This is a genomic window from Pseudomonas sp. MAFF 730105 (assembly GCF_055380705.1).
This window is the reverse complement of record NZ_AP018438.1, coordinates 2125233-2139751: the sequence shown is the minus strand read 5'-3', so window position 1 is coordinate 2139751 and position 14519 is coordinate 2125233. Positions and strand designations below refer to the sequence as shown.

At 61.6% G+C, this 14519-nt stretch carries 12 protein-coding genes and 1 other RNA gene; 4 read left to right on the top strand and 9 right to left on the bottom strand.

Translation table 11 applies throughout. From position 1 onward, the window contains the following. The first annotated feature begins 48 nt into the window (after positions 1-48). Positions 49-783 carry a fumarate/nitrate reduction transcriptional regulator Fnr gene (gene fnr, locus PCOSP_RS09565; protein ID WP_139648864.1) on the top strand — a complete coding sequence of 245 codons (735 nt, stop codon included), beginning with the start codon at positions 49-51 and terminating at the stop codon, positions 781-783. A gap of 76 nt (positions 784-859) precedes the next feature. After that, entirely contained in the window at positions 860-1408 is a 549-nt protein-coding gene (locus PCOSP_RS09560) for an adenine phosphoribosyltransferase (protein WP_175362923.1), read from the top strand. Positions 1409-1678: 270 nt separating this feature from the next. Here PCOSP_RS09560 and recR read toward each other — a convergent pair whose 3' ends face one another. From recR to dnaX, 4 genes are all read right to left on the bottom strand, one after another. Continuing rightward, the gene (gene recR / locus PCOSP_RS09555) at positions 1679-2281 is read right to left on the bottom strand and encodes a recombination mediator RecR (protein WP_041020490.1); all 603 of its coding nucleotides are present in this window, start codon (positions 2279-2281) and stop codon (positions 1679-1681) included. Between the two features lie 66 nt (positions 2282-2347). Next, positions 2348-3382, bottom strand: a complete 1035-nt coding sequence (locus tag PCOSP_RS09550) for an NADP-dependent oxidoreductase (protein WP_175385719.1) — start codon at positions 3380-3382, stop codon at positions 2348-2350. Between the two features lie 259 nt (positions 3383-3641). After that, a complete protein-coding gene (locus tag PCOSP_RS09545; RefSeq protein WP_003183512.1) occupies positions 3642-3980 on the bottom strand; it encodes a YbaB/EbfC family nucleoid-associated protein in 339 nt (112 codons plus the stop codon). Between the two features lie 64 nt (positions 3981-4044). Then, complete coding sequence (gene dnaX / locus PCOSP_RS09540) at positions 4045-6093, bottom strand: DNA polymerase III subunit gamma/tau (RefSeq protein ID WP_175385720.1); 2049 nt, start codon at positions 6091-6093, stop codon at positions 4045-4047. A gap of 143 nt (positions 6094-6236) precedes the next feature. Between dnaX and PCOSP_RS09535 the strand changes: the two genes are divergently transcribed. After that, a complete protein-coding gene (locus tag PCOSP_RS09535) occupies positions 6237-7004 on the top strand; it encodes a substrate-binding periplasmic protein (protein ID WP_464710926.1) in 768 nt (255 codons plus the stop codon). Here PCOSP_RS09535 and PCOSP_RS09530 read toward each other — a convergent pair. After that, a complete protein-coding gene (locus PCOSP_RS09530; RefSeq protein ID WP_464710925.1) occupies positions 6956-8698 on the bottom strand; it encodes a putative bifunctional diguanylate cyclase/phosphodiesterase in 1743 nt (580 codons plus the stop codon). The two genes, PCOSP_RS09535 and PCOSP_RS09530, sit on opposite strands and share 49 nt — an antisense overlap. Positions 8699-9036: 338 nt before the next feature. On the opposite strand from PCOSP_RS09530, the gene PCOSP_RS09525 reads away from it, so the two are divergent. Continuing rightward, positions 9037-9351: a helix-turn-helix domain-containing protein gene (locus tag PCOSP_RS09525; protein ID WP_139648875.1), complete on the top strand. Its 315-nt coding sequence runs from the start codon at positions 9037-9039 to the stop codon at positions 9349-9351. A 193-nt stretch (positions 9352-9544) separates the two neighbouring features. Here PCOSP_RS09525 and PCOSP_RS09520 read toward each other — a convergent pair whose 3' ends face one another. The 4 genes from PCOSP_RS09520 to ligA all read right to left on the bottom strand — a co-directional run bounded on the left by PCOSP_RS09520 (position 9545) and on the right by ligA (position 14396). Next, positions 9545-10198: a Pr6Pr family membrane protein gene (locus PCOSP_RS09520; RefSeq protein ID WP_464710924.1), complete on the bottom strand. Its 654-nt coding sequence runs from the start codon at positions 10196-10198 to the stop codon at positions 9545-9547. A 193-nt stretch (positions 10199-10391) separates the two neighbouring features. After that, positions 10392-10488, bottom strand: an RNA gene (ffs, locus tag PCOSP_RS09515) — signal recognition particle sRNA small type. Between the two features lie 283 nt (positions 10489-10771). Then, complete coding sequence (locus PCOSP_RS09510; RefSeq protein ID WP_139648881.1) at positions 10772-11932, bottom strand: zinc-binding metallopeptidase family protein; 1161 nt, start codon at positions 11930-11932, stop codon at positions 10772-10774. A 106-nt stretch (positions 11933-12038) separates the two neighbouring features. After that, a complete protein-coding gene (gene ligA, locus PCOSP_RS09505; protein ID WP_464710922.1) occupies positions 12039-14396 on the bottom strand; it encodes an NAD-dependent DNA ligase LigA in 2358 nt (785 codons plus the stop codon). Positions 14397-14519: the final 123 nt, after the last annotated feature.

Here is a 14519-nt window from a genome sequence, read left to right as displayed (position 1 = left end):
TGGGTTACCCTTACGGCCTATGTGTGTTTTCCCACAAGGATTGAAGAAATGTCCGAGCCAGTCAAACTGCGCGCCCACAGCCAGGCCCATTGCAAGGATTGCAGCCTGGCTCCTCTCTGCCTGCCATTGTCGCTGAATCTGGAGGACATGGACGCGCTGGATGAAATCGTCAAACGGGGCCGACCGTTGAAAAAAGGTGAATTCCTGTTTCGCCAGGGTGACACCTTCGATTCCGTCTATGCCGTGCGCTCGGGCGCGTTGAAAACCTTCAACCTGAGCGACAGCGGCGAAGAGCAGCTCACCGGTTTCCATCTGCCCAGCGAGCTGGTGGGACTGTCCGGCATGGACACCGAGAGCCATCCGGTCTCGGCCCAGGCGCTGGAAACCACCTCGGTGTGCGAGATTCCCTTCGAACGCCTCGACGAACTCGCGCTGCAACTGCCGCAGCTACGCCGCCAGTTGATGCGAGTGATGAGCCGGGAGATCCGCGACGATCAGCAGATGATGCTGCTGCTCTCGAAAAAGACCGCCGACGAGCGCATCGCGACCTTCCTGGTCAACCTCTCCGCCCGCTTCCGTGCCCGTGGCTTCTCGGCCAACCAGTTCCGCCTGAGCATGTCGCGCAATGAAATCGGCAATTACCTGGGCCTGGCCGTGGAGACCGTCTCCCGGGTGTTCACCCGTTTCCAGCAGAATGAGTTGATCGCCGCCGAAGGCAAGGAAATTCACATCCTCGACCCGATCCAGCTCTGCGCCCTGGCCGGCGGCTCGATCGAAGGCTGATGAACACGCGCGGCTGAGGGATTCCCTTGGCCGCGCTATACTGCCGCGTTTGCAGCCCTGCCAGGACATTTCGACGATGGTCTTCGACTCCTTCGACATCAAATCCCTGATCCGCCCCGTAATCGACTTCCCCAAACCCGGCGTGATCTTCCGCGACATTACCCCGCTGTTCCAGTCCCCCACGGCCCTGCGGCTGGTGATGGACAGCTTTGCCCACCGCTACGTCGAGGCCGAGTTCACCCACATCGGCGCGATGGATGCCCGGGGCTTCCTGATCGGTTCGATCCTCGCCTACCAGTTGAACAAACCATTGGTGCTGTTCCGCAAGCAAGGCAAGCTGCCGGCCGATGTGCTGGCCGAGGGTTACCAGACCGAATACGGCGAAGCGTTCCTGGAAGTACATGCCGACAGCCTGTGCGAAGGCGATTCGGTGGTGATGTTCGATGACCTGATCGCCACCGGCGGCACGCTGATCGCTGCCGCCAACCTGATCCGCCGTATGGGCGCCAAGGTCCACGAGGCGGCAGCGATCATCGACCTGCCGGAATTGCTGGGCTCCCAGCGATTGATCGACATGGGGATTCCAACGTTCTGCCTGACGCAGTTCTCCCTGAGCGAACGATAACCGCCCGACCATCATCGGTTCGGTGGGAGCGAGCCTGCTCGCGAAAGCGGTGTATCAGTCACATTATCGCCAACTGACTTACCGCCATCGCGAGCAGGCTCGCTCCCACAGGGTTTGTGTTCGACCGCAGAATACTAAAGCTACCCCCGACCAATGTGGGAGCGAGCCTGCTCGCGATTGCAGAGTGCCAGTCGCCTCTTGACTGACTGATACTCCGCTATCGCGAGCAGGCTCGCTCCCACAGGTTTCCCGCAGGTATTTGTATCGTGGTTACAGCGTAATCGGTTTGCGCCCGGCAAACGAGTGCGCCAGCGTCCCGCCATCGACCAACTCCAGCTCGCCCCCCAACGGCACGCCGTGGGCGATGCGGGAGGCGACCAGGCCTTTGTTGCTCAGCAACTGGGCGATGTAGTGGGCGGTGGCTTCGCCTTCCACCGTCGGGTTGGTGGCGAGGATGACTTCGGTGAAAGTCCCCGCCTCCTCGATCCGCGCCATCAACTCGGGAATGCCGATGGCCTCCGGCCCCAGGCCATCGAGGGGCGAGAGATGTCCCTTGAGCACGAAGTACCGCCCACGGAAACCGGTCTGCTCCACCGCATACACGTCCATGGGCCCTTCCACGACGCACAGCAGCGTGTCGTCCCGACGCGAGTCGGCGCATTGGGGGCACAGGTCGTCTTCAGTCAGGGTCCGGCATAAACGGCAATGCCCGACCCCTTCCATGGCCTGGCTCAAGGCCTGGGCCAGGCGCGAACCGCCGCTGCGATCACGCTCAAGCAATTGCAACGCCATGCGCTGGGCAGTTTTCTGACCCACACCCGGCAAGGTTCGCAGGGCATCGATCAGTTGGCGAATCAAAGGGCTGAAGCTCATCGAGGAAATGTCCGACATAACAACGAGACGCGGTTTATACCCGCGCCTCTGACCAGCGTCAAATACTCAATCCTGCGCCACCCGCACCACCAGCTTGCCGAAGTTGCGTCCCTCCAGCAGCCCGATAAACGCCTGTGGCGCATTCTCCAGGCCATCGACCACGTCTTCGCGGAACTTGACCCGGCCATCCCGCACCCATGGCGCCATGGCGCTGATGAATTCCGGCTGACGGTCACCGTAGTCGTCAAACACGATAAATCCCTGCATGCGCACCCGTTTGGTCAGCAAGGTGCGTTGCAACTGCGGCAACCGATCCGGTCCGCTCGGGGCGTGCTGATCGTTGTAGGACGCGATCAGGCCACAGAGCGGGACGCGGGCCTTGGCGTTGAGCAGCGGCAGCACCGCGTCGAAGACTTTGCCGCCGACGTTTTCGTAATAGATGTCGATGCCTTTGTCGCACGCCCGGGCCAGCTCTTCGGCAAAGTGCTCGCTCTTATGGTCGATGCAAGCGTCGAATCCCAACTCGTCGACCACGTACTGGCATTTCTCGCTGCCGCCAGCCACCCCGACGACCCGAAGCCCCTTTATTTTCGCCACTTGGCCGACTACAGAACCCACGGCGCCCGAGGCGGCGGCCACCACCAGGGTTTCCCCGGCCTTGGGTTGACCGATGTCCATCAGTCCCATGTAGGCGGTCATGCCCGGCATGCCCAACACTCCCAAGGCCATCGACGGACTGGGCAACCCGGATGGAATGGGTATGACGTTGCGACCATCGCTGATGCTGTGGCTCTGCCACCCCGTTGCCCCCACTACCAGATCGCCCTCGTGAAATTTCGGGTGCTTCGAGTGCACTACGCGGCTGACAGCTCCGCCGGTCATCACTTCGTCGATTTCCACCGGCGCAGCGTAGGACGGCGCGTCGCTCATGCGCCCGCGCATGTAGGGATCCAGGGACAGGAACAGTGTCTCGAGCAGGATCTGCCCGTCCGCCAGCTCTGGCAGGGTTACCTGCTCAACCCGGAAATTCTCCGCGGTGGGCGCGCCCTTGGGACGGGAAGCGAGGACGATGCGCTGGTTGGAGGTCGATGCTTGTGACATGGAAACGTCTCCTTGATCGTTGAATGGGCACGTATAGGGAGCAGACCATTGCCTGGGGGGTGGCGTTCGATGTTTATCGCTGTAGGAGCAAGGCTTGCCCGCGATGGATTCAACGCGGTCTTTCAGGGGGCCCCGGCGCTTATCGCGAGCAAGCTTTGCTCCCACAAGGGTTCCGGCCATCACCGCCATGCACCCGAAACAAAAATGCCAGGCGCGATGCCTGGCATTGGGTGTAGCCCATCCCGAACGGGATGGCGAATCAGAACGGCAGTTTCATGCCCGGCGGCAGTTGCATGCCGGCGGTCATGCCAGACATCTTGTCCTGGCTGTTGGCTTCGATCTTGCGCACGGCGTCGTTGACGGCGGCGGCGAACAGGGCTTCGAGCATTTCCTTGTCATCTTCGCTCAGGCCTTCGACCACGCTCGGGTCAATGCTGACGCGCTTGATGTCGTGGCGACCGGTCATGACCACGGTCACCATGTCGCCGCCGGACTTGCCGGTGACTTCGGCGTTGGCCAGCTCTTCCTGCATCTTGGCCATTTTTTCCTGCATCTGCTGCGCCTGCTTCATCAGGCCGGCCATGCCACCTTTCATCATGGGAATCACCTCGAAAGTACTTGGATAAACACCGCGCCCGGCCCTTTCGGCCCGGCGCCTTCAATTATGAGCCCTGGGTGACCGGGGCCTCGACAGGTTCGATAGTATCGTGACGGACTACTGCGCCGAACTGTTGCATCATCTGCTGGATGAACGGATCGCTGTGGATCGACTCCTCGGCCTCGCGCTGGCGGTCGGCACGGCGCCGGGACGCGGCCTGGGCCGGGGTTTCCTGCTCCGGCTTGATCAGTTCGATGCTCAGCGTCAGCGTGCGCTGATGATACTGGTTCAGTGCATCGTTGAGACGCCGCTGCTGGGTCGCGTTGAACAGGGCGCTGTGGGCCGGGTCCAGGTGCAGCAGCCAGTGATCGCCCTCTACCGCGATCAGCGTGCAGTTGGCGGCGATGCTACCGGTCATGCCGGTGATCGGCAATTTCGGGAACAGCTCCAGCCATTGCAGGGCCAACCCGGTGGCCGGCATCGCTGCGGGTTCCGGCTCAGGCTCGGGTGCCGGCTCGGCGGCGTGCTCGCTGGCCAGGTCGTCCAGGTAGCTGTAGGCCGAGTCCATGTCCGGCTCGATGTAATCCTCATCCAACGGAGGTTCGTCGTCCAGGTCCATGCCCGGCGTGGCCATATCGACATCGGCGGCGGTCGGCTCGGGCATCGGAGCGGCGACCCACTCAGGCGCTTCAGGCACCACGCTGTCGGGCGTCGGCAGGGGCATCGGCGGCAGCTCGGGCTGCTCGGCGACGGTTTCCAGTACAGGCTCCACCACAGGCTGCTGGACGATCTCGGGTTCGACCGGATCATTCCAGGGCAGATCGATGACGGTTTCGGCGACAGGCTCGGGAATCGGCTCAGGCTCGATGACAGGCGCCGGAGCCGGTTCCACGACGGGCGCTACCGCCGCCGGGGCAGAAACCGCTGCCGGCGCAACAACGGGCGCGGCAGCCACTGGCTTGGCGGAATCAGCTGTGGCCTGGCTGATCCCCACTGGCTTTAGCGCCTGCCTCGGCGCATCCGCCGTGTCCGCAGGCCGGAACGCCAGCATTCGCAGCAGCACCATTTCGAAGCCACCGCGCGGATCCGGCGCCAGGGGCAGGTCGCGACGACCGATCAGGCCCATCTGGTAATAGAACTGCACGTCTTCGGCGGGCAACGCCTGGGCCAGGGCCAGCACGCGATCACGGTCGCCATGGCCGTTGTCGACGCCGTCAGGCAAGGCCTGGGCGATGGCGACACGGTGCAATACATTGAGGATTTCCGACAGCACGCCATTCCAGTCCGGCCCCTGTTCGGCCAGGTGGCGCACCGCTTCGAGCAACGCCTTCGCGTCGCCGTCGATCAGGGCATGCAACACGTCATAGACCTGGCCGTGATCGAGCGTACCGAGCATGGCCCGCACATCGGCAGCCATGACCTTGCCTTCCCCGAAGGCGATGGCCTGGTCGGTCAGGCTCATGGCGTCACGCATCGAACCGTCAGCGGCGCGACCCAGCAGCCACAGCGCATCGTCTTCGAACGGCACATTCTCGACACCCAGCACGTGGGTCAGGTGCTCGACGACCCGCTCCGGTGTCATGTTCTTCAGGGAGAACTGCAGGCAGCGGGACAAAATCGTGGCCGGCAGCTTCTGCGGATCGGTGGTTGCCAGGATGAACTTGACGTAGGGCGGCGGCTCTTCAAGCGTTTTGAGCAGCGCATTGAAGGAATGGCTGGAGAGCATGTGCACTTCGTCGATCAGGTAGACCTTGAAGCGCCCACGGCTGGGGGCGTACTGCACATTGTCGAGCAGCTCGCGGGTATCTTCGACCTTGGTACGGCTGGCGGCGTCGATCTCGATCAGGTCGACGAAACGGCCTTCATCGATTTCCCGGCAGACCGAACACTCACCGCAAGGTGTCGAAGTGATACCGGTTTCACAATTCAAGCACTTGGCGATGATTCGCGCGATCGTCGTCTTGCCCACGCCGCGGGTCCCGGTGAACAGGTAGGCATGGTGCAGCCGCTGGCTGTCCAAGGCGTTGATCAGAGCCTTGAGCACATGGGTCTGGCCGACCATTTCGCGGAACGAGCGCGGACGCCATTTACGTGCAAGAACCTGATAACTCATCGAAAACCATCGCAACGAAGGAACATAAGCGGCTAATGCTAGCGGAGCAGGGGCGAAATTGCATCCGGTGCACCGTTCTAATCTGACTAAGCTTGGATCAAGGACTCGGTTGTCGACACGTTTTCATACCGTCAGGAGAGCTTATGCGCTTGGCCATGGGGGCTTTGCTGTTATTAGGGACAGAATGTTCCGCCGCCGAATTACCCTTGCGCTTTGCCGTGACTGACGGCTGGGCCATGCCCATGGTGCAGATCGAACAGGGTCGCCCGACCCAGGGAATACTCCCAGACGTCATGACCAGCCTGGCGACCCAGGTGGGCATGCCGGCCGAGTTCCATGTCCTGTCCCGGGCCCGGCTCGACGGGGCCATGCGACACGACGAAGTCGACATGCGCTGCTACGTCAGCCCCAACTGGGTAAAGGACGAAGGAGCAGGTTTCCTCTGGAGTGTCCCGCTGTTCTTCCAGCGTGACCTGCTCGTCGGCACAGCCAGCGCCCCCAGACAAGTGGTGCCGGCGACGCTGGGGCAGCAGCCGATTGGTACCGTGCTCGGCTATACCTATCCGACCTTGCAGCCGCTGTTCGACAGCGGTCATCTAAGGCGCGATGACGCGCGGAGCCAGGAACAAGTGCTGACAAAATTGCTTGCCGGGCGCTATCGCTACGGCGTGAGCAACCAATGGGCGCTGGACTGGTTCAACCAACGGCACACCGCTGACTACCAACTGCATGAGGTGGCCGTTTTGCAGGAACAGCAGTTGGGCTGCTACCTGCGCAATGATCCGAAAATCCCGGCACAACGCATCCTGCGCACCTTGCAGAACATGAAAGCCTCCGGAGAGATCGACGCGATCATCCAGCTTTACACCGGCCGCAATGCGCAATCCGAGCCTGAAGCCGGCTCTCCCTGAATGCCCGGACGCTGCTGCCATTGCGACGGCGGAACAAACCTCGCCACCCAGCCCGGTATCTGCTCGGCTGGCATGGGTCGGGCGATGAAGTAGCCCTGGGCGACTTCACACCCCAGGCGCAGCAGCAATTGCCCATGCTCGAGACTGTCCAGCCCTTCGGCGACGACCTGGCGATCGAACGCCTGGGCCAGACCGATCACGGCCTTGGTCAAGGCCAGGTCATCCCGATTCACAAGAATGTCGCGGATAAAGGTCTTGTCGATCTTGATGGTCTGGATGCGCAAATGCTTGAGGTCATTGAGGGAGCAGTAGCCCGTCCCGAACCCGCCCAGGGAGAAACCCACCCCCAGGGCCTGGCAAGCCTGGAGGCAGGCGCTGACATGTTGGAGATTTTCCACCGCGACGGATTCGACGATTTGCAGGTCGAGCATGCGCGGCGCCACGTCCGGGTGTCGCTCCAGCATCTGCCGCAGCCGCTCGACAAAGTCTTCGCGCTGGAAATGCCGTGCCGAGACATTGATGCTGACCGGCCACCCCTGCCCCGCTTGCTGCCACACCTGCAACTGAATCATGACCTGTTCCATGACCCACTCGCCGATCTCGACAATCAGGTCGGTCTCCTCCGCCAGCGGCAGGAACTCACGAGGCGGCACCAGGCCACGTTGCGGGTGTTTCCAACGCAATAACGCCTCAAGGCCGACCACGGTGCCGCTGCGCATATTGACCTTGGGCTGGAAATGCAGCCGCAGCTCACGGGCGGCCAATGCCTGCCGAACCCGCTCAACGGTCTGGTAGGTGGCCCGCACTTCCTTGTCCCGGGATACATCGAACAGATGGAAGCGATTGCGGCCGCTCTGCTTGGCCATGTACATCGCCTGGTCGGCATGGCGCAGCAACGTCTCGGCGTTTTCGTTGTCCCAGGGGAACAGCGTGACGCCGATACTTGCGAAGACCTTGATGCTTTTACCGTCAATGGCATAGGGCGTGGAAACAGCAACCAGCACCCGGTTCAAAGCCCCATGCAACTCATCCATCCCAGGCACATGACGCAACACCAGCACGAACTCGTCCCCCGCCAGCCGCGCAACCACATCTTCGCCTCGAACGATGCTGCGCAGCCGCCTTGCGACCTCGACCAGCAGCTGGTCGCCACTGGCATGGCCGTGACCGTCATTGACCGCCTTGAAGCCATCGAGATCAAGCATACAGACCGCGAGGGGGAAGCTTTCCGCCTGGGAAAACGCCAGGGCCTGGTCCAGCAGGTCAGACAAATAGGTGCGATTGGGCAGCCCGGTCAGCACATCGTGCCCGACTCGCCATTGCAGGGAGTGCAGTTGCCGGCGCTTGTCGCTGACGTCGAAACGAATCGCCAGGTAGCGCTCGACCTGTCCTGTCGCGTCATCTGTCAACGGCACCAGGGTGGTATCGACCCAATGCAAGGTACCGTCCTTGGCGCGATTACAGATATCCCCCTTCCAGACCTGCCCCAACGAGATGGTGTGCCACATGGCACTGAAGAATTCCCCGGGGTGGTGACCGGAATTGAGCAGGCGATGGTTCGCCCCCAGCAGTTCATCGCGCCGGTAGCCAAAGAGGTTACAGAACTGGTCGTTGACGTAGGTGATACGCCCGCTCGCATCGGTCTCGGAAAAAATCGCGGCGGCGTCAACGGCTCTGCGGTACTTCTTATCCATCGAAGCAGTCATCCATGAGTCAGGCTCATTTGGCGCGCGCGGTTGCACCGCCTTCGGACAGGCGAAAATCAACTAGGCTCAAATACCGTGAGAGAAGTGGGAGCACGGCTTTGTCGGTGCCGCTCGAAAGCCCAGAACGCCTGCCCTGTGCCACGACCATGAACCCGCGACCCATTTCTTTTTGCATCTTTTGGTATCTGAAGCAGGTCACCAAATGCCCGTCCCAAACGCTGATTCTACGAAACACATCACATTTTGCAAAGCAAGGTGATGGATCACGCGGTTGCCTAATGCGAAAATCTATCGTTAAGTTCTTGATTCTAAATGGGAATTGAGCGATGCAAATTTCAAGTTTGGGTGCAGCCATCAGACGCTACCGCAAAGTAGCGGGGCTGACTCAGGCTGAACTGGGCGAAAGAACCGGTTTTGACCCCAAAACCATCAGCCGTTTCGAAACCGGCACCTACATGCCCAGCATCGAAGCCCTGTTCCTGCTCGCCAACGTGTTGGACGTGCAACTGAAAGCCTTTTTCGCCGACATGAACGATGAAGACGAACAGCGCGCCTATCTGTTCGGTGTCATACACAAGGCCACTCCGAAGGACCTGGGCAAGCTGATCGCGGCGGTGGATCAAGCGCTGTCCAAACCTTGAGTCGGGTGTGATGGCTCCCCGGCTCCCCGGACCTGATGCACACAACCTGTGGGAGCAAAGCTTGCTCGCGATAGCGGAATCTCAGGCAACATCAATGCAAGCTGCCCCACCGCCATCGCGAGCAAGCTCAGCTCCCACAGGGGATCGGTGACGAACACTGGGTTTATGGGCATCCAGAAAAATGACCTGCCAATCAGCGCCCACCCTTCGCCCGATCCACCGCGACCAGCACCAGTGAAATCACCACGAACCCCACCAACACCAACATCGCATTAACCAGCACCTGTGAATAACCCAAGTTGTTCACCTCGATGAACGGATAGGGGTAGGAGCCGATCATCTCGCCACGTATCAGGGCGTAAATGAAATAGACCAGTGGATAGATCAGCCACGCCCATACATTGCTCCAGTGCAGGGTTCCCTTTGGCACACAGAACCACCAATAGATCATGAACAGCACAGGCATCACGTCGTGCAGCAGCTCATCAGCCACCCACTGCCAGCCTTGAGGGTTCCATGTCTGGCGTAACAACAGGTTGTACGCCAGCCCGACCAGCACGATGGCAGCCGCCACCCCCGTTTGGGTCGAGGGCCGGAGAAAGAAACGTCGCAGCGCCGAGTCACCTGTCGTCGCCGCGCAGGTCAGCACGATCGCCACCAGGATATTGGTCAGCACCGTGAAGTAGCTGAAAAAGATCTCCACGCCACCTGACAGGCTCTTCTCGGCCTGCCAACGTGAGGCCAGGATCAGGTAAAGCTGGAGAAGCAATGCAAACCATCCCAGCGCCGCCGCGACCTTCACGGCGATTGCCCCCCTGCTTTGCGTCAACACCATGTCGTTGTTCATCACGTTGCCCTCTGGCCGTCTACACGAACCCTAGAAAGGCACAACGTGAAATTCTACTGTCAGAAATGACAGTGCCGATCAACGGTAATAGAGCAGACAGCAGAAGGCATCAACCGAATTCGATCAGAACAAGAAAGGCAGGGGGAAATCTTACAAACCTTGCGAATGAAGGCCTGGGGCGTTATGGAGGCAACCCCACCAGCCACACCCCGGCACACAATGTTCCCGCTGTGGCTGCTTCCTTCCGGATCTGACCAGGTTCACGGGTAATCGTTGCGGGGGGACCGATGGGGTCACCATAACGACGCCCGCCTGACGGCGAGCCGCGCCATTGTACCTATCTGACGGGAAGTTACAACCGTTCGCGCCGGATTAAAAAAGCGAAGATGTTCAAGCACTTGCCATGGGGGTGGATATGCGTTTGCAGCCATCCCGAGGAACCCTGTGGGAGCGAGCCTGCTCGCGAAAGCGGTGGGTCGGCTTGCATCAGGGCTGAATGAGCTGCCGCCATCGCGAGCAGGCTCGCTCCCACAGTAGATCGAGGGTGCGCAGCCATCCTGGCAAACCCCGTCGCTACAGCAGCACCTCATCCGCCCGGCCGCCCTCCTCCTGGATCACCAGATGGATGAAATGCAGTTTGGTGATGACGGCTGCCGGCACGACGAACGGGTAGAAATCCGGTTGGCCCATGCTGCGGGACAGTTCGTTGAGCATGCCTGCCAGTTCGATCCAGGCGTTGACGAACGACAGGAACGCCGTGCCTCCGGCGTGCTCCGGATCGAACAGGGTGTCGGGTGGGAACGGTTGGTAGTCGAAGTCCATGTCCTGGGCGCTCATGCCAAAGCCCAGCGCCGTGTCCACGGCGTCCATCATGTGCAGGTAGTGAGCCCAGGTTTCGGCCCAATCCTCCCAGGGGTGCATGGTGGCGTAGGCACTGACGTAACGGGTTTGCCAGTCCAACGGTGCTCCTTGCTGGTAATGCCGCTCCAGCGCGTCGGCATAACTGGCCCGCTCATCGCCGAACAATCCGCGGAATGCTTCGAGCCAGTGGCTGTTGGCAATCAGAAGATCCCAGTAGTAATGCCCCACTTCGTGACGAAAGTGCCCGAGCAAGGTGCGATACGGTTCGCACATCTGCTGGCGCACGGCCTCACGGTGGGCGTCGTCCGCTTCCTTGATGTCGAGCGTGATCAAGCCGCTGGCATGGCCGGTGGTCGGTGGCGTGCCGTCAGGGTCGACGCCGATGAAGTCGAAGGCCAGGCCCGTGGATTCATCGACGCTTTTCGGCGCGACCGGCAGACCGAGGGTGATCAGTTGCGCCACCAGCCTGCGCTTGGCCGTCTCGACCTTGCGCCAGCGTTCAGGGTTCTCCGGGATCGACAGGTCGGGGATGGTGCGGTTCAGCCGGCAGGCGATGCACAAGGTGTCGCGCCCCCCGGCCGGCAGCAGCCAGTTGCACGCTGCCGCGGTATCGAGGTTGGCACAGCGACGGAACAGACCGGCCTGTGGGTCGGCATCCAGGGTCCAGGTGTCGGGCAGATCACCGGGTTGCAGTGACGAAAGACGACTCTGCTCCGGCTGGTAGCCCAACGCTGCCAGGCAGGCCAGGCACTGACTGTTGCGGAAAAACAGCGACTGGCCGCAGCGACACGGCCAGACCTTGCTGTTGCGCGAACGGTCGCCCAGGAACGGCGCGGCGATGCGTGAGCTCAGTTGTTCGAAGAAGCGGTACATGGCGATCTCTCCCTGGGGCCTGCAACACTAGATCGTCTTCTGGCACAGACGTTCAGCCTGGTGTCACACCCTTGTGGCGAGGGGATTTATCCCCTCGCCACAAGGGCTAGACCGTGATGCCGTGCTTGCCAAGGAACGCTACGAACGCCTCTTCATCCAGCACCTTGAGCCCGAGTTCATTGGCCTTGGTCAGTTTCGAGCCCGCGCCCGGGCCGGCCACGACGCAATGGGTTTTCGCCGACACGGAACCGGCGACCTTGGCCCCAAGGCTCTCCAGCTTGTCCTTGGCGACGTCTCGGCTCATCAATTCCAGCGAACCGGTCAGTACCCAGGTGTGACCCGCCTCCGGCAAGCCTTCGACCACCTTCTTCTCGCTTCGCCAGTGCATGCCGAAGTCCCGCAACTGCTGTTCCGCGGCCTCGGCCTGCTGGCGGTTTTCGGTGATGGCAAAGAACTCCCGCACAGCGTTGGCCTGCTTTTCCGGCAGGGCCTGGCGCATGTCCAGCCAATCTGCGTTCATCACTGCCTCGAGGGAGCCGAACTTGTCTGCCAGTTTCTGCGCACCACCCGGTCCGACCGACGGGATGTAAAGCTTGTCGAGGAAGCCACCCAGAGTGGTGCTGGCGGAGAATTCGGCGCTCAGCTCGCCCTGGTCCTGGATATCGAGACCATGACGCAGCAGGTCCGCGATCACCTGACGGTTGTGCGGGTCCTCGAAGAAGCTGTGGATCTCATGCGCCACTTCCAGGCCCACGTCCGGCAGGTACGTGAGCACCTGGGGCAACGCTGCTTGCACGCGTTCCAGCGAGCCCAGGGAACGTGCCAGGACCTTGGCGGTTTCCTCGCCGACGTCCGGGATGCCGAGGGCGTAAATGAAGCGCGCCAGACTGGGCTTCTTACTGTCGACGATGGCCGCCAACAACTTCCGGCTCGACAATTCGGCAAAGCCTTCCAGGTCGACCACTTGTTCGAAGGTCAGGGCATACAGATCGGCCGGCGATCCCACCAGGCCCTCGTCCACCAGTTGTTCGATGCTCTTTTCCCCCAGCCCTTCGATGTCCATGGCCCGGCGCGAGACGAAATGAATGATCGCCTGCTTGAGCTGCGCTCCGCAGGTCAGGCGCCCGACGCAGCGATACACCGCGCCTTCGCTGATGGTTTCGCGACCCTTGCTGCGCTTGATCAGTTGCGTGCGCTCCACGTGGGAGCCGCACACCGGACACTGCTGGGGCACTTCCACCGGGCGGGCATTTTCCGGGCGACGCTCGGTGACGACTTGCACCACCTGCGGAATCACGTCCCCGGCGCGGCGGATGATCACCGTGTCGCCGATCATCAACCCCAGGCGCGCCACTTCGTCCATGTTGTGCAGCGTGGCGTTGGCCACGGTCACGCCGGCCACCTTGACCGGCTTGAGCCGCGCAACAGGCGTCACCGCCCCGGTGCGGCCCACCTGGAACTCGACGTCGAGCAACTCGGTGAGTTCTTCGCTGGCCGGGAATTTATGGGCGATGGCCCAGCGCGGCTCGCGAGCGCGGAAGCCGAGCTCACGTTGGGAAGCAATGCTGTTGACCTTGAACACCACGCCATCGATCTCATAGGGCAACGCGCTACGCCGCTCGCCGATGTCACGGTAGTAATCCAGGCATTCGTCGATGCCATGGGCCAGTTTCAGCTCGCGGCTGACAGGCATGCCCCAGGCTTTGAGCTGCTTGAGATTGCCGATGTGGGTATCGGCGATATCCGCCGTCACCTGGCCGATGCCGTAGCAGCAGAACTCCAGCGGACGGTTGGCGGTGATCTTCGAGTCCAGTTGCCGCAGGCTGCCGGCCGCCGCGTTGCGCGGGTTGGCGAAGGTCTTGCCACCCGTTTCCAACTGCGTGGCGTTGAGACGCTCGAAGCCGGTCTTGGACATGTACACCTCGCCGCGCACTTCCAGCACGGGAGGCCAGCCGCTGCCGTGCAGCTTGAGGGGGATGTTGCGCACGGTGCGCACGTTGACGCTGATGTCTTCGCCTGTGGTGCCGTCGCCGCGAGTGGCACCGCGTACCAACAGGCCGTCCTGGTACAACAGACTGACCGCCAGGCCATCGAGTTTCGGCTCGCAGCTGTATTCCACCGCCGCACCGCCGCCCAGCAGATCACCCATCGGCAGATCGAGGCCTTCAGTCACCCGGCGGTCGAACTCACGCATGGTGGTTTCATCGAAGGCGTTGCCCAGGCTGAGCATCGGGATTTCGTGACGGACCTGGCTGAACGCCGACAACGCCACGCTGCCGACCCGTTGGGTCGGTGAGTCGCTGGTCACCAGCTCCGGGTGCTGCGCCTCCAGGGCCTTGAGCTCGTGGAACAGGCGGTCGTACTCAGCGTCCGGGATGGTCGGTTCATCGAGGACGTGATAGCGATAGTTGTGCTGATCCAGTTCGGTTCGCAGCTCTAGGATGCGGGTTTCGACGGCATTCATGGGTGTTCTCTCATAAAGCAAAAGAGCAGCCGAGGCTGCTCATTTCAATCAGTCAAGTAACGCTCGGCAGAGAACCTGTGGCGAGGGGATTTATCCCCGCTCGAGTGCACAGCACTCGCAAAC